A 20,425-nucleotide genomic window follows, 5' to 3' on the forward strand; every position below is an offset into this window, starting at 1 on the left:
CCGGGAGGACGTAGAGAAGCAGCTTCTGCTGCTGTGCGTACGGGCCGGACAGCGCGTCGGCCGGCATGTTCTTGCTCATCAGCTGACGCTGGGTCATGAACGTGGTCGCGGTCATCGCGAGCACCAGGATCGCGGCGAGGACCATCACGCCCGCGTTGTCGGCGTTCATGAAGGTGCCGGAGACCTTGATCTCGCCGAACAGCTTGGAGTCGCCGAACTCCTTGGCCATGTCGGCGGTGAGGAAGCCGTGCTCCCGGCCCTTCTTCGCCGCCTGGTCGAGCATCCGGAAGAGCGCCAGGAAGATCGGCATCTGCAGCAGGATCGGCAGGCAGGAGGCGAACGGGTTGGTGCCCGACTCCTTGTAGAGCTTCATCGTCTCCTGCGCGAGACGCTCCCGGTCGTGCCCGTACTTCTTCTGCAGCTCGCGCACCTTGGGCTGGATGAGCTGCATGTTGCGGCTGGACTTGATCTGCTTGACGAACAGCGGGATCAGGGCCGCCCGGATGGTCAGGGTCAGGCCGATGATCGACAGCACCCACGAGGCCCCGCCGGACGGGTCGAGGAACGTCGAGAACAGCTTGTGGAAGCCCACCAGCACGAAGGACACCGCGTAGTAGAGCGGCACCATGATCGCGTGGCCGATGGATCCAAGGAAGTCGAGCACTCAAGCTCCTCGAGTTGCGGGTGACGGGGAAGGGTCCGCAGCCGGGGTGGCGCGGGACGGAACGGGGTCGTAGCCGCCGGCCGCCCACGGGTGGCAGCGCAGGATGCGGCGGACGGAGAGCCAGGTGCCGCGCACCGCTCCGTGCTCGGTCACCGCCTCGAGGGCATAGGCCGAGCAGGTCGGGTGGTAGCGGCAGACCTGGCCGTAGAGAGGACTGATCGCGAACCGCCAGCCCCGGATCAGGGCGATGAGGAGGTGCTTCATGCGGCGCTCACCCGTTCGAGCGTACGGCGCAGGTCCGCGGCCAGCTCGTCGTACGAGGCTCCTGCCGAGGCGGGGAGCGCCCTGACCACGAGTGCAGCACGACCCGGGAGCTCCTCCAGCGAGGGGAGGTGCTCCCGGGTCAGGTGACGCAGACGTCTCTTCACACGATTGCGCGTGGCGGCATCACCCACGGCCTTGCTGACCGTGAACCCCACCTGCGCGGACTCCTCCGACCGCTCGTCGTCCACCCAGAGGTGGACCACCAGCGTCGCGGATCCGGCCCGTCGTCCGCTGCGGACCGCGCGACGGAAGTCGTCGCTGTCGGTCAGCCGGTTGGCGGAGGGGAGCACGGCGGTCGGCCGTGGACCGGGGCCGTCAGACGGCCAGGCTCTTGCGGCCCTTGCGCCGTCGGCTCGACAGGATGGACCGGCCGGCGCGGGTCCGCATGCGCAGACGGAAACCGTGCACCTTGTGGCGGCGGCGGTTGTTCGGCTGGTAGGTACGCTTGCTCACGGCTATTTCTCCGAAGTTCTCGAGGGATGTCCACTCCACAACGCGGTCGGTGTGCGGCCAGTCAAGGCATCTTCGGCCGGCACCGCCCACCCACGTGGCCGCCTGGTGGCGGAACGTGGACATGCGGCACCCGTCGACACGGAGCGACCGGCCAACGGTACGCGGTCCGCGAAGAGGGGGTCAAACCCACGCGCGACCCCCTCGGTGACCCCTGTGGATGACGTCTTGCTCCCGGGCCCGTCGGGTTGTTACGTTCGCGGCCTCCGCAGCCTGTGGAATTCATCGTCCCGTCGCGTTCCGCACCCGAGGGTGTCCCCACGCCCCTGGGTCGCGAAACCGCCGTTGACCTGCACGAACGTCACCGGCGGGGTTGACCGGAAGGCTGGGGAGGACGTGGCCGCCCGCGAGCGGCAGAACCGTTCACAGCTTGTGGAGAACTCTGTGGACCAGTGCCGGGCCGCCGTCCGGGACGACGCGACGACAGCAACAGGTGAGGGCGCTCCGGTGGACGACCAGCAGGTAGATCTCCAGACGGCGTGGCAGCAGATCGTCGAGGACCTCCAGCCCAACCAGAGGGCGTGGCTGCGCCCCAGCGTCCCGATGACGCTCCACGAGAACACCGCGATCATCGCGGTGCCCAACGACTTCACGCGCAACCAGCTCGAGGGCCGGCTGCGCAACCACATCGAGGCGGCGCTGACCGAGGGCTTCGGGCGCGAGATCCGGATGCTGGTGACGGTCAACCCGGCTCTGGAGGACGCCCCGATCGACCTCGTCGACGAAACGACAGATCCACATGTCGCCTTGTCGACAAATGTGTCCATGGCCGACCCGGTGGCCGCGCCCGCCGCGGCGGAGTCCTTCGACCCCTCGGCCGGCCAGGCCGGAGCCGGCGAGCGGCGCCCGTCCGCCCTGGAGACCCGGCTCAACCCCAAGTACACGTTCGAGACGTTCGTCATCGGGTCGTCGAACCGGTTCCCGCACGCGGCCGCCGTCGCGGTGGCGGAGGCGCCGGGCAAGGCCTACAACCCGCTCCTGGTCTACGGCGAGTCGGGGCTGGGCAAGACCCACCTGCTCCACGCCATCGGCCACTACGTGCGCAGCCTCTACAGCAACGCCAAGGTGCGCTACGTCTCGAGCGAGGAGTTCACCAACGAGTTCATCAACGCGATCCGCGACGACCGGCAGGACCGTTTCAAGCGGCGCTACCGCGACGTCGACGTGCTCCTGATCGACGACATCCAGTTCCTGGAGGGCAAGACCCAGACCCAGGAGGAGTTCTTCCACACCTTCAACACGCTCCACAACGCCAACAAGCAGATCGTGCTGACCTCCGACCGCGCGCCCAAGCGGCTCGAGGCGCTCGAGGACCGGCTGCGCAACCGGTTCGAGTGGGGCCTGATCACCGACGTCCAGCCGCCGGACCTCGAGACCCGCATCGCCATCCTGCGCAAGAAGGCCGCGATGGACCGGCTGACCGCGCCGCCGGACGTCCTCGAGTTCATCGCCTCGAAGATCCAGACCAACATCCGCGAGCTCGAGGGCGCCCTCATCCGCGTGACCGCCTTCGCGAACCTCAACCGCCAGGAGGTCGACATGACCCTGGCCGAGATCGTGCTCAAGGACCTGATCCCCGAGGGCGGCGAGCCCGAGATCACCCACGCGCTGATCATCGCCCAGACCGCGGCCTACTTCGGGGTCTCGCTCGAGGACCTCACCGGACCCTCCCGCGGGCGCCACCTGGTGATGGCCCGCCAGATCGGCATGTACCTCTGCCGCGAGCTCACCTCGATGTCGCTGCCCCAGATCGGCCGGGAGTTCGGCGGCCGCGACCACACCACGGTGATGTACGCCGACCGCAAGATCCGCCAGCTGCTCGCCGAGCGTCGCGCCGTGTTCAACCAGGTCAGCGAGCTCACCAACCGGGTCAAGATGCAGGCCCGCCAGGGCTGACCCCTCCCCGCTGCGGCCGCCCGACGTCCACCGTCGTGGCGCCCGCTGCGATGTGGAGAACATGTGGTTCGGTCCCGCCGCTCGTCCCCAGCCCCTGTGGACACCCGGGGACGAACCACACGAACCCCCGCGCGGTCCACACCCGCCGGCAGCGGCACCGGTCGTCGTGCACACCCGTCGTCAACAGCCCAAATGGCACCTGACCAGCCACAACCCGACTCGTCCACAGTTTCCACCGACGCTACGACCACTGTGGACCTCAAGACTGCTCCGGACTCCCACCAACACCGAACGGCCCTCCCTCTGGGGACAACCCCTCCCGTGCTCCTCGACACGCGTGGCAGGATGCACTTCCCACGCGCACGCGGGTCGGCCGAGCCTGCCCGCTGATCGACCTTGTTGCTCGCCCCACCTCTCCACCCACTTCTCTCAGGAGACCCTTGTGAAGTTCCGCGTCGAACGCGACGTCTTCGCCGATGCCGTGGCCTGGGCCGCGCGCAGCCTGCCGGTCCGTCCCAGCTCCCCGGTGCTCGCGGGACTGCTGATCGAGGCCAGCGACGCGGGTCTGGTGCTCTCCACCTTCGACTACGAGACCTCCGCTCGCGCCACGCTGACCGCCGAGGTCAACGACGAGGGTCGCGCCCTGGTCAGCGGCCGCCTCCTCGCCGACATCTGCCGCAGCCTGCCGGCCAAGCCGGTCGAGCTGACCCTCGAGGGCCCGCGCGTCTCGCTCACCTGCGGCTCGGCGCGGTTCAGCCTCCAGACCATGCCGGTCTCCGACTACCCGACGCTGCCCGAGATGCCCGCCGCCACCGGCACGGTCTCGAGCGCCGACTTCGCCCACGCCGTGTCCCAGGCGGTCACCGCGGCCGGTCGCGACGACATGCTGCCCGTGCTGACCGGTGTCCGGATCGAGATCGACGGCTCGACGATGGCGCTGCTGGCCACCGACCGCTTCCGGCTCTCGCACCGCGAGCTCACCTGGAACCCGCAGTCCCCCGACGAGTCGGTGGCCGCGCTGGTGCCGGCCAAGGTGCTCGGTGACACCGCCAAGTCGCTCACCTCCGGCGCCGAGGTCACGATCGCGCTCAGCTCCGGGGGTGCGGGCGAGGGCCTGATCGGCTTCGAGGGCACCGGCCTGGGCGGGGTGCGCCGCACCACCACCCGCCTCCTCGACGGCGAGTTCCCCAAGGTCCGCTCGCTCTTCCCCGCCGAGCACCTGACGGTCGCGAAGGTCAACAAGGCCGAGCTGATCGAGACCGTCAAGCGCGTCGCGCTCGTGGCCGAGCGCAACACCGCGGTGCAGATGAAGTTCGGCGAGCACCAGATCGTCCTCGACGCCGGGTCCGGCGACGAGGCGATGGCCACCGAGGCGGTCGACGCGGAGATCACCGGCGACGAGCTCACCACCGGCTTCAACCCGCAGTTCCTCCTCGACGGCCTCACCGCCATCGACGGCGAGTTCGTCGACCTGTCCTTCACCCAGGCCACCAAGCCCGTGGTCATCTCGGGCACCGACGCCGACGACACGAGCACCTTCCGCTACCTGCTGATGCCGCGACGCCTCCTCGGCTGAGCGGCGTACGCGCCGTCGCGACCTCGTCCCTCGGCCGCGCGCTCGCTCGACCTCGGTCGACACCCCCTGCACTCGTTCCTCGTGCACGGCTAGTCTCCTGACATGGACATCGGACTCATCGGTCTCGGCAAGATGGGCGGCAACATGCGCGAGCGCATGCGCCGCGCTGGACTCACCGTCGTCGGCTACGACCGCAACCCCGACGTCAGCGACGCGGGGTCGCTGGCCGAGATGGTCGAGGCGCTCCCGACCCCCAGGGCCGTCTGGGTGATGGTGCCGGCCGGCGAGCCGACGCGCGCGACGGTCAAGGAGCTCTCCGAGCTGCTCGAGGAGGGCGACGTCGTCGTCGACGGCGGCAACTCCCGCTGGACCGACGACATCGCGAACGCCGAGCTGCTCGCCGAGAAGGGCATCGGCTACGTCGACTGCGGTGTCTCCGGGGGCGTCTGGGGCCTGGAGAACGGCTACGCCCTGATGTACGGCGGCGACGCCGACGACATCGCCAAGGTGCAGGAGGCCTTCGACGCGCTCAAGCCGGAGGGTGACTTCGGCGCGGTGCACGCCGGCAAGGTCGGTGCCGGCCACTTCTCCAAGATGGTCCACAACGGCATCGAGTACGCGATCATGCAGGCCTACGCCGAGGGCTGGGAGCTGCTCGACAAGGCCGAGCTCACCGACAACGTGACCGAGGTCTTCCGCTCGTGGCGCGAGGGCACGGTCATCCGCTCCTGGCTGCTCGACCTCATGGTCAACGCGCTCGACGAGGACCCGGGGCTCAGCAAGATCGCCGGCTACGCCGCGGACTCCGGCGAGGGACGCTGGACGGTCGAGGCGGGCATCGAGCACGGTGTCGCGACCCCGGCCATCACGGCCGCCCTCTACGCGCGCTTCGTCTCCCAGCAGGACGACTCACCGACGATGAAGGCCGTCGCCGCGATGCGCAACCAGTTCGGTGGCCACGCGGTGCGGTCGTCGGCCCCCAAGGGTGGCGACGCCGAGGGCTCGGCGGGTGCCGAGCAGTCGGAGACCTCGAAGAAGGCCGGCGCGGGAGACGGCGCGGAGCCCGGCGAGAGCTAAGTGCACGTCGCCCACCTCACCCTGCACGACTTCCGCTCGTACGCCGACCTCGACGTCGCGCTGGAGCCGGGGGCGACGGCGTTCATCGGCCGCAACGGCCAGGGCAAGACCAACCTGGTCGAGGCCATCGACTACCTGTCGCGGCTCTCCTCCCACCGGGTCTCCACCGACACCCCGCTCGTGCGGGCCGGCGCCGACCAGGCGATCGTGCGCGCCTCGGTGGTGAAGGAGGGCCGCACCGCGCTCCTCGAGGTCGAGCTCAACCCCGGCCGGGCCAACCGCGCCCGGATCAACCGCTCGCCGCTCCCCCGGCCCCGCGAGATCGTCGGGCTGGTCCGCACGGTCGTGTTCGCCCCCGACGACCTCACCCTCGTCAAGGGCGACCCGTCCGACCGGAGGCGCTTCCTCGACGACCTGCTGGTGCTCCGCACGCCGCGCCTCGCCGGCGTGCGCAGCGACTACGACCGGATCCTCAAGCAGCGCAACAGCCTGCTCAAGACCGCCGGCATCGCCCGCGGCGGCTCGCGCGACGCCGCGCTGTCCACCCTGGAGATCTGGGACGACAACCTGGCCCGGGTGGGGTCGGAGCTGCTGGGGGCGCGGCTCGCGCTGGTCGAGGCGCTGCGGCCCTACCTCGGCAAGGCCTACGAGGCGGTCGCCCGGGGCGCCAGCCGCGACGACGCCGACGTGGAGTACCGCCCGAGCATCGAGCTGGGCCCCGACGGCGACGACCGCGACCTGCAGCAGGCGATGCTCGACGCGATCGCCGCGCGGCGCAAGGACGAGCTCGACCGCGGCATCTCGCTCGTCGGGCCGCACCGCGACGAGCTGCTGCTCACGCTCGGCAACGGCGAGCTGCGGCTGCCGGTCAAGGGGTACGCCTCCCACGGGGAGTCGTGGTCGTTCGCGCTCGCCCTGCGGCTGGCGTCGTACGACCTGCTCCGCGCCGACGGCGACGACCCGATCCTGGTGCTCGACGACGTCTTCGCCGAGCTCGACACCGAGCGTCGCAGCCAGCTCGCCCAGCTCGTCGCGGGCGCCGAGCAGGTGCTGGTCACCGCCGCGGTGGCCGCCGACGTGCCGGAGGCGCTGCGCGGCACCCGGTTCCGGGTCGCCGACGGGCAGGTCACCCGTGAGGAGTGAGCCCGGTGCGGGCGAGGGGCCGGGCGCTCGTGACGCCGCCGGCGCGACGGAGCCCACCGACCCCACGGACGCCGCCTCCGCGGAGGCCCGCCCACCCGAGGCGGCGCCCGAGCACCGGCCCGACGGGCTCGACCTGGCCCGGGCAGCGGCCCGTGCCGCGGCCGCGAGTCCTGGCACGCCCACGGCACGCCGACGCGGCGGGCCGTCCCGGCGCCGCGTGAGCGGCAAGGCGTCGGGCGCGCGCCCGGACGACCGCGACCCGCAGCTGCTCGAGCAGGCACTCGGCCGGCTGATCGCCAACCACGGGTGGGAGGTCGACCTCAAGGTGCAGGGGGTGTTCGGCCGCTGGGCCGAGCTCGTCGGCGACGAGGTCGCCGCCCACTGCACCCCCGAGTCCTTCGACGACGGCCGGCTGGTCGTGCGCACCGACTCCACCGCCTGGGCCACCCAGCTCAAGCTGCTCGCCCCGGCCGTGGTGCGCCGGCTCAACGAGGACCTCGGCCACGGCACGGTCACGGTGATCGAGGTGCTCGGCCCGCACCTGCCGACCTGGACCAAGGGCCGCTTCTCCAGCCGCGACGGTCGCGGCCCGCGCGACACCTACGGCTGAGCCTGAGCCGATCTGGGGGCCGCCGACCGGTAGGGGGACCCACCGACCCCCCTGTTCGGCCGCGAGATCCGGCCTCATGGGCCGTCTGGAGGGACTTTTTCGCCCTCGTCGCCCCCCAGGGCCGGGTTGGTGCTGGGGTCGAGGGCCCCTCACGGGGTAGTATGGGTGTACGAGTCGCACGCTGGGTTGCTCTGCAAACCGCCGCGACTCGACTCATGTCGAGCGCCCCCGGGCGAAGAGAAGAAGGCCGTGCCTTGAGCGAAGAGAACACCGAGCCCACCCCAGGTCAGATCTCCGACTCCTCTCCCGGTTCCTCCCCCGACTCCCCTGCCACCTCCCCTGCAGAGGCCCCCACCGAGGCCGAGCGGGCCGAGGCCCTCGCCGCGTCCGTCGCGGACTCCGCGGGCGAGGCCGAGCCGGCCGTGGAGAAGCGCTCCAGCACGGCGGTCGACGAGGGCACCGAGTACGACGCCTCCGCGATCCAGGTCCTCGAGGGCCTCGAGGCGGTCCGCAAGCGGCCCGGCATGTACATCGGCTCGACCGGTGAGCGTGGCCTGCACCACCTGATCTGGGAGATCGTGGACAACGGCGTCGACGAGGCGCTCGCCGGCTACGCCACCCGCATCGTGCTGACGCTGCAGGAGGACGGCGGCGTCCGCGTCGAGGACAACGGTCGCGGCATCCCGACCGACACCGCCCCGGGCCAGGAGATGCCGGCGCTCACGATGGCGCTCACCATGCTCCACGCCGGCGGCAAGTTCGGCGGCGGCGGCTACAAGGTCTCCGGCGGTCTGCACGGCGTCGGTGTCTCGGTCGTCAACGCGCTGTCCACCCACCTGGTCGCTGAGGTGAAGAACCGCGGCCACCTGTGGCGCCAGTCGTTCCAGCTCGGCGTGCCCGACGCCGACCTCGAGCAGGTCCGCCCGATGGAGGACGGCGAGCAGACCGGCACCACGGTGACCTGGTACGCCTCGCCCGACATCTTCGAGCACACGACGTACAACCTCGAGACCATCACCTCGCGCATCCGCGAGATGGCGTTCCTCAACAAGGGCGTCGAGTTCGTCGTGCGCGACGAGCGGGCCGACGCCGAGTCGCGCGTCGACGCCGTCGAGGACGACACCATCGACAACGAGATCGACAACGCCGGCCACGACGCCCCCAAGCGCGCCGAGACCGGCGGCCTGGAGCAGGTCTTCAAGTACGACCGCGGCCTCGTCGACTACGTCGAGCACCTCAACCGCCGCAAGACCATCGCCAACGCGACCGTCATCTCCTTCGAGGCCGAGACGGCCGAGGGCGCCCCGGGCCAGCACATGAGCCTCGAGGTCGCGATGCAGTGGAACACCTCCTACACCGAGTCGGTCCACACCTTCGCCAACAACATCAACACCCACGAGGGCGGCACCCACGAGGAGGGCTTCCGCGCCTCGCTGACCTCGCTGGTCAACAGCTGGGGCGAGGAGTGGGGCCTGATCAAGAAGAAGGAGGACCGGGTCTCCGGCGACGACATCCGCGAGGGCCTGACCGCCATCATCTCGATCAAGCTCGGCGAGCCGCAGTTCGAGGGCCAGACCAAGACCAAGCTCGGCAACACCGAGGCCAAGGGCTTCACCCAGCGCATCATGAACGACCAGCTCGGCGCCTGGTTCGAGCAGAACCCGGCCGAGGGCAAGGAGATCGTGCGCAAGTCGCAGGCCGCGGCCAACGCGCGCATCGCGGCCCGCAAGGCCCGTGAGCTCGCCCGCAACCGCAAGGGCCTGCTCGGCGGGGGTGGCCTGCCCGGCAAGCTGAGCGACTGCCAGTCGACCAACCCCGCCGAGTGCGAGGTCTTCATCGTCGAGGGCGACTCGGCCGGCGGCTCGGCGCGCCAGGGACGCGACCCGCGCATCCAGGCGATCCTCCCGATCCGCGGCAAGATCCTCAACGTCGAGAAGGCGCGCATCGACAAGGTGCTCGCCAACACCGAGGTGCAGGCGATCATCTCCGCGCTCGGCACCGGCATCCACGAGGAGTTCAGCCTCGAGAAGCTGCGCTACCACAAGGTCGTGATGATGGCCGACGCCGACGTCGACGGCCACCACATCAACACGCTGCTGCTGACCCTGCTGTTCCGCTTCATGAAGCCGCTGATCGAGCACGGCTACGTCTACATGGCCCAGCCCCCGCTCTACCGCCTGCGCTGGAACAAGCCCGCCGAGCACGAGTTCGTCTACTCCGACGCCGAGCGCGACGCGCTGATGGCCGACGGCCTGGCCCAGGGCAAGAAGCTCCCCAAGGAGAACCCGGTCCAGCGCTACAAGGGTCTCGGCGAGATGAACGCCGACGAGCTGTGGGAGACCACGATGGACCCCGACGCCCGCCTGATGAAGCAGGTGACCCTCGAGGACGCCGCGCAGGCCGACGAGATCTTCTCGATCCTCATGGGCGAGGACGTCGAGCAGCGCCGCTCCTTCATCCAGCGCAACGCCAAGGACGTCCGATTCCTCGATATCTAGGCCGCTAGTCCCCTCTACGCGCATTCCTAGACATCGATAGAACGCAGGAGACAACCAGACATGACCGAGACTCCCACGGGCACCGGGGCCGGCGGCTTCGGCTTCGGCGACGACCGCATCCAGCCCGTCGAGCTGCAGACGGTGATGCAGCAGTCCTACATCGACTACGCGATGACGGTGATCGTCGGGCGCGCGCTGCCCGACGTGCGCGACGGCCTCAAGCCGGTGCACCGCCGCATCCTCTACGCGATGTACGACGGCGGATACCGCCCCGACCGCGGCTTCTCCAAGTGCTCGCGCGTGGTCGGCGACGTCATGGGTCAGTACCACCCGCACGGCGACTCCGCGATCTACGACACCATGGTGCGCCTCGCGCAGCCGTGGGTGCTGCGCGCGCCGCTGATCAACGGGCAGGGCAACTTCGGCTCGCCGGGCAACGACTCCGCCGCCGCCATGCGGTACACCGAGTGCCGGATGGCGCCGCTGGCCATGGAGATGGTCCGCGACATCGACGAGGACACCGTCGACTTCCAGCCCAACTACGACGGTCGCTCGCAGGAGCCGACCATCCTGCCCAGCCGGTTCCCCAACCTGCTGGTCAACGGCTCGGCCGGCATCGCGGTCGGCATGGCGACCAACATCCCGCCGCACAACCTCCGCGAGGTGGCCGAGGGTGCCGTCTGGGCGCTCGAGCACCCCGACGCCACCAAGGAGGAGCTGCAGGACGCCCTGGTCGAGCGGATCAAGGGCCCCGACTTCCCCAACGGCGCGCTCATCGTCGGCCGCCAGGGCATCGAGCAGGCCTACCGCACCGGCCGTGGCTCGATCACGCAGCGCGCCGTGGTCGAGATCGACGAGGACGCCAAGGGCCGCGTCATGCTGGTCATCAGCGAGCTGCCCTACATGGTCAACCCCGACAACCTCGCGCTGAAGATCGCCGAGCTCGCCGACTCCGGTCGCATCCAGGGCATCTCCGACGTCCGCGACGACACCAGCTCGCGCACCGGGCAGCGACTGGTCATCATCCTCAAACGCGACGCCGTCGCCCGCGTGGTGCTCAACAACCTGTTCAAGCACACCGAGCTGCAGTCCAACTTCAGCGCCAACATGCTCGCGCTGGTCGACGGCGTGCCGCGCACGCTGCCGATCGACCAGTTCATCTCGCAGTGGGTGACCCACCAGATCGAGGTCATCCAGCGGCGTACCCGCTTCCGCCTCGCCGAGGCCGAGCGCCAGGCGCACATCTACCGCGGTCTCGCCAAGGCCCTCGACGCGCTCGACGAGGTCATCGCCCTGATCCGGCGCAGCCCCGACGTCGAGGAGGCCCGCACCGGGCTGATGAGCCTGCTCGAGATCGACGAGATCCAGGCCAACGCGATCCTCGAGATGCAGCTGCGCCGGCTGGCCGCCCTCGAGCGCCAGAAGATCATGGACCGCCTCGCCGAGCTCGAGCGCGTCATCGCCGACCTCGAGGACATCCTGGCCAACGAGGCGCGCCAGCGGCAGATCGTCTCCGACGAGCTCACCGAGATCGTCGAGAAGTACGGCAACGACCGCCGCACGCAGATCATCGCGGCCGATGGCGACCTGTCGATGGAGGACCTGATCCCCGACGAGGAGCTCGTCGTCTCCATCACCCGCGGCGGCTACGCCAAGCGCACCCGGGCCGACCAGTACCGCCTGCAGAAGCGCGGCGGCAAGGGCGTACGGGGCGCGACGCTGCGCGGCGACGACGTCGTGCAGCACTTCATCGCCACCACCAACCACCACTGGCTGCTGTTCTTCACCACCGCCGGGCGGGTCTACCGCACCAAGGCCTACAACCTCCCCGAGGCGGCCCGCGACGCGAAGGGCGGCCACGTGGCCGGCCTGCTGAGCTTCCAGCCCGACGAGGACATCGCCCAGGTGCTCGCGATCCGCGACTACGACCAGGCCCCCTACCTCGTCCTGGCCACCCGCACGGGCCTGGTGAAGAAGACCAAGCTGGGCGACTACAACAGCCCCCGCCAGGCCGGCGTCATCGCGATCAACTTCCGCGAGGACGACGACGAGCTGATCGGCGCCGAGCTCGCCAACGGCGACGACGACATCCTGCTCGTGTCCCGCAAGGGCCAGTCGATCCGGTTCAAGGCCGACGACGAGCAGCTGCGCCCGATGGGCCGCGCGACCGGCGGTGTGCGCGGCATGAAGTTCCGCGACGGCGACTCGCTGCTGTCGATGTCGGTGATCCGCGCCGCGCAGGTCGCGGCCGAGGAGGCCGTCGAGGGCGACGCCGCGGAGTCCGACGAGGTCAAGGAGCAGTACGTCTTCGCGATCACCGACGGCGGCTTCGCCAAGCGCACCCGGATCTCGGAGTACCGCCTGCAGTCGCGCGGCGGCATCGGCATCAAGGCGATGTCGCTGGCCAACGAGGACCGCGGCGGCCTGGTCGGCGCGTTCATCGTCGAGGAGGACGACGAGGTCCTCTCGATCACCAGCAGCGGCCAGGTCGTGCGCAGCCCGATCGACGCCAACTTCCGCCCGACGGGCCGGTCCACCATGGGCGTGAAGTTCGTGACGCCCAAGAAGGGCGACACCGTCGCGGTCGTGGCCCGCTCCGTCGAGGCCAAGGTCGTCGACGAGGCGGAGGACGCCATCGCCGAGGGTGCGGCCGAGGTCGAGGAGGGCGCCCGGGAGGCCGCAGCCGTTTCGCCCGACGTGGTCGACGGTGCAACAATCGAGGGTCAGGACGCCGTCGAGGCGCCTGTGGAGGACAGCCCCGAGACCCCCGACGACACCACCGAGGAGTGATCCATGTCGGACCGCACCGCGACTTCCCGTCGTCCGTCGGGGAGTGAGCCGGCCAGGCGCACCTTCGCCGGCAAGCTTCAGGACACGCTGACCGGCGCGGCCGAGGAGCACCGTGCGAACGCCGCCCCCGCCAAGGGGCGGCGCGCGCCCTCCGGCTCGCGCCAGCCCCGTCGCGCACGCCTGCGCCTGACCCGGGTCGACCCGTGGTCGGTGATGAAGACGTCGTTCCTGCTCTCGGTCGCCTTCGGCGTCGTGACGTTCGTGGCGATCTTCATGGTGTGGTCGGTCCTGGGCGCCGCCGGCGTGTGGGACTCGATCAACTCCGCGGTGGCGAGCATCGTCGAGGGCGACAGCGGCAACTCCACCTTCGACGTGACCGACTACGTCGGGATGTCGCGGGTGCTGGGCTTCACGCTGCTGGTCTCCGTGGTCGACGTCGTGCTGCTGACCGCGATCGCCACCCTCACCGCCTTCCTCTACAACCTCGCGGCCGCCCTGCTCGGTGGCATCGAGGTCACCCTCGCCGAGGACGAGCGCTGATCCCCGATTGGTGCCGCCCGACCCCGGTCAGGTAATCTTCGGCGTCGTCGCTTGCGACGGATGCGGGCCTATAGCTCAGACGGTTAGAGCGCTTCCCTGATAAGGAAGAGGTCGGAGGTTCAAGTCCTCCTAGGCCCACCACACACCCCCTCGACGTCCTCGACGCAAGGAGAGAGTCCGTGAAGAAGCTCCTGCTGGTCGTCCTCGCCGCCGCCGGCGCGGCGTTCGCGAAGAAGAAGCTCGACGAGGGCAAGCACGAGCAGGCCCTCTGGGCCGAGGCCACCGACAGCGTCGGCAAGGCCTGACACCTCCCGATCACCTCCCGAACACGGGGCCTTGGCGCAATTGGTAGCGCACCTGCTTTGCAAGCAGGGGGTTAGGGGTTCGAGTCCCCTAGGCTCCACCACCTCACCGACGGCGGTGTGACGCCCCGCCCATCCCTCGGGAACGCCGTGCGGCCGGCCCGCGCGGGCCCCACACTGGTGCGGTGCTGGGCATCACCGACCTCCCGACCTACCTCGTCGGCCTGGTCCTCATCGTCCTGCTGCCCGGTCCGAACTCGCTCTACGTCCTCTCCGTCGCCGCGCGGCGCGGGGTGCGCAGCGGGTACGCCGCGGCGGCAGGCGTGTGGACCGGCGACGCGGTGCTGATGACGCTGTCCGCGGCCGGCGTCGCCTCGCTGCTGCAGGCCAACCCGACGGCGTTCGGCGTGGTGAAGTGGGTGGGCGCGTCCTACCTGCTGTGGCTCGCGATCGGGATGATGCGCGCCGCGCGGGGGATGTGGCGCTCGCGCCGCACCGTGGGCGAGCAGCTCGCCGACGCGACCGCCGAGGCCGGTGTGGAGGCGCGGGTGCGCGGCGAGCGGCCCTACCGGCGTGCGCTGCTGATCAGCCTGCTCAACCCCAAGGCGATCCTCTTCTTCGTCGCCTTCTTCGTGCAGTTCGTCGACCCGACCTACCCGCGCCCGGCGGTGTCGTTCCTGGTGCTGGGCACGCTCGCGACCGCGGCCAGTGCGGCGTACCTCAGCGTCCTGATCGTCAGCGGCACCCACCTCGCCGAGGCGTTCCGCCGACGCAGGGCGCTCTCGGCCGGAGCGACCTCGGCGGTGGGTGCGGTGTTCCTCGGCTTCGCGGTCAAGCTCGCCCTCGCCTCCGCCTGACCCGGCTCACCGGGCGGCTGGGACAATCGGTGCCGTGACCTCCGCGCGACGCCCACCCCTGCTCACCGACCTGGGCGCGGCGGTCCTGGCCCTGGTGCTGGTGGCGCTCGCGGGTCGCCTGGGCGTGTGGCAGCTCGACGCCTGGCAGGCGCACCGCACCGCCGAGGCCCGCGACCTCACCCAGCTCGACCCCGTCGCGCTCGACGACGTGATGGGCAGCGACGACCCGTTCCCCGCACCCGACGTCGGGCGCCCGGTCGAGGTGGAGGGTCGCTGGCTCGACGGCGGCTTCTGGGTCTCCGACCGGTCCTACGACGGCCGCGACGGCTACTGGGCCGTCAACCCGATGCAGGTCGGAGACGCGGGCATCCTCGTGGTGCGCGGGTGGGCGTCCGAGCCCGACCCCGGCCTCCTGTCCGTCGACGGCAGCCAGGACGTCGTCGGCTGGCTCCAGCCCCCCGACGGCAACCTCGCGGTCGACGACGACCCCACCGACGACGTGTTCCCCGAGATCCGGGTCGCCGACGCCGTGCAGCGCGTCGACATCGACCTGTTCTCGGCCTACGTCGTCGACCAGGCGGCCGCGCCCGGCCTCGAGCAGGCGGAGCTCTCCGCCCTGCCCGAGCCCGGGACGTTCACCGGCGTGCGCAACCTGCTCTACGCCTTCGAGTGGTGGATCTTCGGCGGGTTCGCCGCCTTCATCTGGTGGCGCTGGCGCCGCGACGCGACGCAGGAGCCGGCCGACGAGACCCCGGTCACGGCGGACGCCGCCCCGGCCGACCGTGCGGGCGTCGACCAACCGGTCGACGGCTAGGTTGGCTGCCGTGCAACGCAACCTCACCGCCTACCGCGTGATGGCCACCGTCGTCGGCGTGCTCCTCGTGGTCCTCTGCCTCATCGGCGTCCCGCTCGCGAACTTCGACGGCTCCCCGATGTGGGGCGTCTTCGACAGCACCCCGATGTGGGTGACCCCCGGCTCGGACGCGCAGGACGCCGGCGAGCTGATCACGACGTACCTCGGAGTCGCGCACGGCTGGCTGTACATGATCTTCCTGCTGAGCGCGTTCCTGCTCTCCCGCCGTGCGCGCTGGGACCTGCCGTTCACGCTCGTGACGCTGCTCTGCGGCACCGTGCCGCTGCTGTCCTTCTGGGCCGAGCACCGCGCCACCAGGCGCGTCCGCGCCGAGCACCCCGAGCTGCACTGACCGACGTACGCCCCTCCCTCCGCCAGGGCGGTGAGTCAGACAGGTTCCGGGCCGTGAGAACGTGCGTGGCTCACCGCTCGGGCCGGAGCGCCTTCGCTGGCGGTGAGTGAGACAGGTTCTGAGGCCTGACAACGTGCGTGGCTCACCGCTCGGGCTGGAGACGGATCGAGCGGTGGCCCAGCCACGTTCCGTACGCCGGAAAGGTGGCTGGACCACCGCTCGGAGGTGGGTCCGGGGTGCTGCTACTTCTTGGGCACGTCGTCGATGTCGATGACCTCGGCCGGGTCGTCGGGCGTGGTGGCCGGGTGGGGGTCCTCGACCGCGTCGCTGATCGCCTCACCGGGGGCGCCGCCCCCGATGTCGTCGGCGGCCGGGGGCTCGGCGGTGACGACGTCGTCGACGGTCGGGAGCGGGTCGGTCAGCGGGTCGCTGCCCGAGGCCGGAGCGGCCGGGCTGGCGGGCGCGGCGGGGGTCGCCGGAGCAGCGGGAGCAGCCGGCTTCGGCGGCGCGGGCGGGACGTAGGTGGACTGCCAGTTGGCGCCCTCGTCCTTCTTGCCCTTCAGCTTGCTGAAGACGAACCCGCCGAGAGCGATCAGCCCGCCGAGCAGCAGCACCTTCTTGAGCCTGCCGCCCTTCGGCTCGGGCTCGATGCCGCGCAGCTCGTTGACCTTGGCGGTCGCCAGGTCGCGGCTGGCTGCGGCCTTCTCGGCGGCGAGGGCGGCACCGACGGACGCCTTGTCGGCGGCCGTGGCGCGGGCCTCGGCGAGGAGCGGGGCAGCCTTGTCGCGAGCGTCCGCGAGGAGGGGGACGGCCTTGTCGCGGGCCTCGGCGGCCCGGGCGGCGATGACCGGTCCGGCCTTCTCCCGGGCCTCCGCAGCCCGGGCGGCCGCGACGGCGGCACCGACCTGGGCGGTCTCGGTGGCCTTGTCACGGGCGTCGGCGAGGATCGGGCCGGCCTTGTCACGGGCATCGGTGAGGGCGGGGCCCGCCTTGTCGACGGCCTGCTCCCACGCCTGCTCGAGCTGGGTCGAGACGGTGTCGGTGAGCTGCTCGACGTAGTCCTGGGCCCGGTCCATCAGGGACTTCTTGCGGCCGAAGCGCATGCGGTGACCTCCTGAGTCAGTGTGTCTCCATCTCACCATGCCACCGAAGGGGCCAACAGCCCCGTCCGGGTGAAGGACTGCGGTACGCCGTGGGGCCGGGGTGGGTGCCGCGTGGGAGGATCGTCGACGCAAGCACAGCTCACACGAGAGGCACATCCATGGCCGACCTGAAGGCGACCCTGAAGACCAACCGGGGCGACATCGTCATCGACCTGTTCCCGAACCACGCCCCCGAGACCGTCGAGAACTTCGTCGGCCTGGCCGAGGGCACCAAGGACTACCGCGACGACGCGGGCCGCAGCGGGGAGAAGTACTACGACGGTCTCGGCTTCCACCGGGTCATCGACGGCTTCATGATCCAGGGCGGCTGCCCGCTCGGCACCGGCACCGGTGGCCCGGGCTACACGTTCAAGGACGAGATCCACCCCGAGCTCGTCTTCGACAAGCCGTACCTCCTTGCCATGGCCAACGCCGGCCCGGGCACCAACGGCTCGCAGTTCTTCATCACCGTGGGCGCCACGCCGTGGCTCAACCGCAAGCACACCATCTTCGGCGAGGTCGCCGACCAGGCCAGCCGCGACGTGGTCGACGCGATCGCCACGACGCCCACCGGTGCGATGGACCGCCCGGTCGACCCCGTGGTGATCGAGTCCGTCACCATCGAGCGCTGAGCCCCGTCCACGCCCGATGACCCAGCCGTCCGACGGCCAGCCCGCGACCGGGGTGCCCACCTGCTACCGGCACCCCGGTCGCGAGACCTGGATCCGCTGCCAGCGCTGCGAGCGTCCGATCTGCCCCGACTGCATGCGCGACGCCGCCGTCGGCTTCCAGTGCCCCCACTGCGTCGAGGAGGCGCAGCGGAGCTCCCGGCAGAACCGTGCGCTCCACGGCGGCCGGCGCAGCGGCGACCCGCGACTGACCAGCTTCGTGCTGATCGGGATCAACGTGGTGGTGTGGCTGGCGATCACGGCCACGGGTGGGCGCAGCTCGCGCCTCGGCGACGTGCTGGCGCTGATGCCGGGCGGGCGCTGCCTGTCGGCCGGCTCGCCCGGCCAGTGGTACCCCTCGGTCCGCGACGCGGCCGTCTGCAGCGGGGCCACCGGTGGGGACGGCAGCTGGGTCGACGGCGTCTCCACGGGTGCGTGGTGGCAGCTGCTCACCTCGGCGTTCACCCACGTCGAGGTCCTGCACCTGGTGATGAACATGCTGGCCCTCTACGTCCTCGGCACCGCCACCGAGCAGATCCTGGGCCGGGCCCGGTTCCTCGCGGTCTACCTCACCAGCGCGCTGGGCGGGTCGGTGGCGGTCATGATGTTCGCCGGACCGGCCAGCTCGACCGTCGGCGCGTCGGGCGCGCTCTTCGGGCTCCTCGGTGCCCTGCTGGTCACCCTGCTCAAGGCCCGGATGAACACGCAGTGGATCACCCAGAACATCGCGATCGGTGTGGCCATCACGGTCCTCGGCTGGCGCTACATCTCCTGGCAGGCCCACCTCGGCGGCCTCGTCGTGGGCGCCCTGTGCGCGGCCGTGATCGCCTACGCCCCGCGCCGCAACCGCGAGGCCTACCAGTGGGCCGGGACGGCCCTGCTGGTCGTCGGCCTCGGGGTCCTCACCCTGGTGCGGGTCGCCGCCCTCGGCTGAGCCCCGCGCGGTCGCTCTCGACCCTCACGTCAGCCCCGTCCTCCGGCACCGCCGGACGGCGGGGGCTGCGGCGTTCCCGGGCCCCGGAGTTCCCACAGGTGTGCACACAGCTGTGGACAACTACACCGGTGTAATTCTCCACAGAGGTTGTCCACAGTGTGGAGAACCTCCGTACCCCAGACGGGGCAGTCCACGCGGGGATTCGATGTCCCCAGCCTGTGGAGAAACCGGTGGGGAAAGCGACCCGCCGGTGGACGGAGGCCGCCCCCGAAATCGACTCGAGCGGTGAGAGAGACGCCTTCCCTTCCCCAGGAAGGCGCCTCACTCACCGCTCGAGGCGCGGGACCGGTCAGCGACCGGTAGGTGGGGGAGAACCTACTCCCACTTGGTCGCGAAGCTGAAGCCGACCGCCATGAAGCCGATGCCGACGACCAGGTTCCACTGGCCGAGGTCGTTGAAGACCCAGAGGTCGGAGAGGTCGTTGGAAAACACGTAGTAGGTGCAGATCCACAGCAGGCCGATGAGGAAGCAGGCGAGCATCCCGACCACGACGCCGCGGCCGCGGCCCAGCGGGGTGGAGGGGTGGGCGCCGACGACGAGGCCGAGCATGAAGGCGCCGAAGCCGATGGCGTAGTTCCACCGACCCAGGTCGGCGAGTGCCTTGGGCGAGCCCTCGACCGGCGGGAACGCGAGCGGGTTGCCGCGGACCTGGCTGTAGTAGAAGACCAGCCAGGCGATGCCGAGGACCATCAGCAGCAGGCTGACCACGAACCTGACGGTGAAGAGCCGGCTCTTCGGCTCGACGAGCTGGGAGGACTTCGACACTGCTGCTCCTGGGGGTCGGCGTGCGACGTGCGTGCGGTCGTCCGACGTGCGTACGCCGGCCACGGGCGTCTGCTCGCCCGACGGGGGGCTAGCGTAGTCGCCATGTCCCCCCGGCCCCACTCGTCCCCCGGTCGCAGCCGCGCGTGGCGCGTGGCGACGCCCGTGGTGGTCCTGCTGAGCGGGGTGCTGTTCGCCGTCAGCGCGAAGCAGAGCGACGGCACCGACCTCCGGGGCGGACGGCTCACCGACCTCGGCTCGGTGGTGCGCGCCGAGCGCGACGAGGCCGGTGACCTCACCGCCCAGGTGGCCGACCTGACGACCGAGGTGGAGACGCTCAGCTCGGAGCTGGGCGACCGGTCGGTCGCGCGGGCCCAGGACGAGATCGCCACCCTGGTCGACCCGGCAGGCCTGACGGAGAGGACCGGCCCGGGGGTGCAGGTGACCCTCGACGACGCCTCGCTCGACGCCCGCCTGGCCTACGACGGCGACCCCAACGACCTCGTCGTGCACCAGCAGGACATCCAGGCGGTGGCCAACGCCATGTGGAACGCCGGCGCCACGGCCGTGACCATCCAGGGCCAGCGGGTGATCTCCACGACCGGCATCAAGTGCGAGGGCAACGTGGTCAAGCTCAACGGCCTGTCCTACTCCCCGCCCTACGTCATCGTCGGGATCGGCGACCAGACCCGGCTGGAGTCGGAGCTCCTCACCGACCCGATCCTGGTCATCTACCGCGAGTACACCGACGAGCCCGGCGGCGGGGTGTCGTGGGACATGACGCCGCTGGCGACCGCGACCGCACCGGCCTACAACGGCCTGCTCGACCTCACCTACGCGACGCCGATCCCCCAGTAGGGGCGGCGC

At 70.7% G+C, this 20,425-nt stretch carries 21 protein-coding genes and 2 tRNA genes; 17 read left to right on the top strand and 6 right to left on the bottom strand.

The window, feature by feature from the left end:
• From yidC to rpmH, 4 genes are all read right to left on the bottom strand, one after another.
• The coding region (yidC, locus tag ACFFJG_RS09890; protein WP_446686233.1) for a membrane protein insertase YidC at window positions 1-628 on the bottom strand (628 nt) is incomplete at its 3' end.
• Window positions 629-664: 36 nt separating this feature from the next.
• Window positions 665-928 (bottom strand): membrane protein insertion efficiency factor YidD, encoded by a 264-nt coding sequence (gene yidD / locus ACFFJG_RS09895; protein ID WP_378518483.1) that lies wholly within the window; start codon window positions 926-928, stop codon window positions 665-667.
• A complete protein-coding gene (gene rnpA, locus ACFFJG_RS09900; RefSeq protein WP_378518485.1) occupies window positions 925-1,278 on the bottom strand; it encodes a ribonuclease P protein component in 354 nt (117 codons plus the stop codon). Before rnpA ends, yidD begins: the two co-directional genes overlap by 4 nt.
• 25 nt (window positions 1,279-1,303) lie before the next feature.
• Window positions 1,304-1,441, bottom strand: coding sequence for a 50S ribosomal protein L34 (gene rpmH / locus ACFFJG_RS09905; protein ID WP_056156542.1), 138 nt, complete (start codon window positions 1,439-1,441; stop codon window positions 1,304-1,306).
• 441 nt (window positions 1,442-1,882) lie between these two features.
• Between rpmH and dnaA the strand changes: the two genes are divergently transcribed.
• The 14 genes from dnaA to ACFFJG_RS09975 all read left to right on the top strand — a co-directional run bounded on the left by dnaA (window position 1,883) and on the right by ACFFJG_RS09975 (window position 15,992).
• Window positions 1,883-3,394 carry a chromosomal replication initiator protein DnaA gene (gene dnaA, locus ACFFJG_RS09910; RefSeq protein WP_378518487.1) on the top strand — a complete coding sequence of 504 codons (1,512 nt, stop codon included), beginning with the start codon at window positions 1,883-1,885 and terminating at the stop codon, window positions 3,392-3,394.
• Between the two features lie 442 nt (window positions 3,395-3,836).
• Window positions 3,837-4,970, top strand: coding sequence for a DNA polymerase III subunit beta (gene dnaN / locus ACFFJG_RS09915; RefSeq protein ID WP_378518489.1), 1,134 nt, complete (start codon window positions 3,837-3,839; stop codon window positions 4,968-4,970).
• 102 nt (window positions 4,971-5,072) lie between these two features.
• On the top strand, window positions 5,073-6,047 hold the full coding sequence (gene gnd / locus ACFFJG_RS09920) for a phosphogluconate dehydrogenase (NAD(+)-dependent, decarboxylating) (RefSeq protein WP_378518491.1): 975 nt from the start codon (window positions 5,073-5,075) through the stop codon (window positions 6,045-6,047).
• The gene (gene recF / locus ACFFJG_RS09925; RefSeq protein WP_378518493.1) at window positions 6,048-7,190 is read left to right on the top strand and encodes a DNA replication/repair protein RecF; all 1,143 of its coding nucleotides are present in this window, start codon (window positions 6,048-6,050) and stop codon (window positions 7,188-7,190) included.
• Window positions 7,180-7,800 (top strand): DciA family protein, encoded by a 621-nt coding sequence (locus ACFFJG_RS09930; protein ID WP_378518494.1) that lies wholly within the window; start codon window positions 7,180-7,182, stop codon window positions 7,798-7,800. Before recF ends, ACFFJG_RS09930 begins: the two co-directional genes overlap by 11 nt.
• Before the next feature lie 422 nt (window positions 7,801-8,222).
• Window positions 8,223-10,298: a DNA topoisomerase (ATP-hydrolyzing) subunit B gene (gene gyrB / locus ACFFJG_RS09935; RefSeq protein ID WP_378519477.1), complete on the top strand. Its 2,076-nt coding sequence runs from the start codon at window positions 8,223-8,225 to the stop codon at window positions 10,296-10,298.
• Window positions 10,299-10,358: 60 nt separating this feature from the next.
• The gene (gene gyrA / locus ACFFJG_RS09940; RefSeq protein WP_378518496.1) at window positions 10,359-13,088 is read left to right on the top strand and encodes a DNA gyrase subunit A; all 2,730 of its coding nucleotides are present in this window, start codon (window positions 10,359-10,361) and stop codon (window positions 13,086-13,088) included.
• A gap of 3 nt (window positions 13,089-13,091) precedes the next feature.
• Window positions 13,092-13,628 carry a DUF3566 domain-containing protein gene (locus tag ACFFJG_RS09945; RefSeq protein ID WP_378518498.1) on the top strand — a complete coding sequence of 179 codons (537 nt, stop codon included), beginning with the start codon at window positions 13,092-13,094 and terminating at the stop codon, window positions 13,626-13,628.
• A 64-nt stretch (window positions 13,629-13,692) separates the two neighbouring features.
• Window positions 13,693-13,769: transfer RNA gene (locus ACFFJG_RS09950), tRNA-Ile, on the top strand.
• 38 nt (window positions 13,770-13,807) lie between these two features.
• A complete protein-coding gene (locus ACFFJG_RS09955) occupies window positions 13,808-13,933 on the top strand; it encodes a DLW-39 family protein (RefSeq protein ID WP_378518500.1) in 126 nt (41 codons plus the stop codon).
• A 25-nt stretch (window positions 13,934-13,958) separates the two neighbouring features.
• Window positions 13,959-14,034: transfer RNA gene (locus ACFFJG_RS09960), tRNA-Ala, on the top strand.
• Window positions 14,035-14,115: 81 nt separating this feature from the next.
• On the top strand, window positions 14,116-14,787 hold the full coding sequence (gene leuE / locus ACFFJG_RS09965) for a leucine efflux protein LeuE (RefSeq protein WP_378518501.1): 672 nt from the start codon (window positions 14,116-14,118) through the stop codon (window positions 14,785-14,787).
• 34 nt (window positions 14,788-14,821) lie between these two features.
• A complete protein-coding gene (locus tag ACFFJG_RS09970; protein ID WP_378518503.1) occupies window positions 14,822-15,601 on the top strand; it encodes an SURF1 family protein in 780 nt (259 codons plus the stop codon).
• A gap of 10 nt (window positions 15,602-15,611) precedes the next feature.
• Entirely contained in the window at window positions 15,612-15,992 is a 381-nt protein-coding gene (locus tag ACFFJG_RS09975) for a DUF3817 domain-containing protein (RefSeq protein WP_378518504.1), read from the top strand.
• Window positions 15,993-16,234: 242 nt separating this feature from the next.
• On the opposite strand, the gene ACFFJG_RS09980 is transcribed toward ACFFJG_RS09975, so the two are convergent.
• The gene (locus ACFFJG_RS09980) at window positions 16,235-17,095 is read right to left on the bottom strand and encodes a hypothetical protein (protein WP_378518506.1); all 861 of its coding nucleotides are present in this window, start codon (window positions 17,093-17,095) and stop codon (window positions 16,235-16,237) included.
• A 158-nt stretch (window positions 17,096-17,253) separates the two neighbouring features.
• Here ACFFJG_RS09980 and ACFFJG_RS09985 point away from each other — a divergent pair, with 158 nt between their 5' ends.
• Complete coding sequence (locus tag ACFFJG_RS09985; protein ID WP_378518509.1) at window positions 17,254-17,766, top strand: peptidylprolyl isomerase; 513 nt, start codon at window positions 17,254-17,256, stop codon at window positions 17,764-17,766.
• Window positions 17,767-17,782: 16 nt separating this feature from the next.
• Window positions 17,783-18,736 (top strand): rhomboid family intramembrane serine protease, encoded by a 954-nt coding sequence (locus ACFFJG_RS09990; protein WP_378518511.1) that lies wholly within the window; start codon window positions 17,783-17,785, stop codon window positions 18,734-18,736.
• 375 nt (window positions 18,737-19,111) lie between these two features.
• Here the strand turns inward: ACFFJG_RS09990 and ACFFJG_RS09995 are convergent, their stop codons facing one another.
• Complete coding sequence (locus ACFFJG_RS09995; protein WP_378518512.1) at window positions 19,112-19,561, bottom strand: cell division protein CrgA; 450 nt, start codon at window positions 19,559-19,561, stop codon at window positions 19,112-19,114.
• 102 nt (window positions 19,562-19,663) lie between these two features.
• Here ACFFJG_RS09995 and ACFFJG_RS10000 point away from each other — a divergent pair, with 102 nt between their 5' ends.
• Window positions 19,664-20,416, top strand: coding sequence for a DUF881 domain-containing protein (locus ACFFJG_RS10000; protein WP_378518514.1), 753 nt, complete (start codon window positions 19,664-19,666; stop codon window positions 20,414-20,416).
• Window positions 20,417-20,425 lie beyond the last annotated feature (9 nt).

It is taken from the genome of Nocardioides zeicaulis, assembly GCF_042432345.1.
Taxonomy (GTDB): Bacteria; Actinomycetota; Actinomycetes; order Propionibacteriales; family Nocardioidaceae; genus Nocardioides; species Nocardioides zeicaulis.

Excerpts from the sequence above, each read along its gene's own strand:
- gnd (WP_378518491.1), top strand. The coding sequence starts at position 5,073 with ATGGACATCGGACTCATCGGTCTCGGCAAGATGGGCGGCAACATGCGC.
- gyrA (WP_378518496.1), top strand. The coding sequence starts at position 10,359 with ATGACCGAGACTCCCACGGGCACCGGGGCCGGCGGCTTCGGCTTCGGC.
- ACFFJG_RS09945 (WP_378518498.1), top strand. The coding sequence starts at position 13,092 with ATGTCGGACCGCACCGCGACTTCCCGTCGTCCGTCGGGGAGTGAGCCG.
- ACFFJG_RS09980 (WP_378518506.1), bottom strand. The coding sequence starts at position 17,095 with ATGCGCTTCGGCCGCAAGAAGTCCCTGATGGACCGGGCCCAGGACTAC.
- ACFFJG_RS09990 (WP_378518511.1), top strand. The coding sequence starts at position 17,783 with ATGACCCAGCCGTCCGACGGCCAGCCCGCGACCGGGGTGCCCACCTGC.
- yidD (WP_378518483.1), bottom strand. The coding sequence starts at position 928 with ATGAAGCACCTCCTCATCGCCCTGATCCGGGGCTGGCGGTTCGCGATC.
- ACFFJG_RS09985 (WP_378518509.1), top strand. The coding sequence starts at position 17,254 with ATGGCCGACCTGAAGGCGACCCTGAAGACCAACCGGGGCGACATCGTC.
- ACFFJG_RS10000 (WP_378518514.1), top strand. The coding sequence starts at position 19,664 with ATGTCCCCCCGGCCCCACTCGTCCCCCGGTCGCAGCCGCGCGTGGCGC.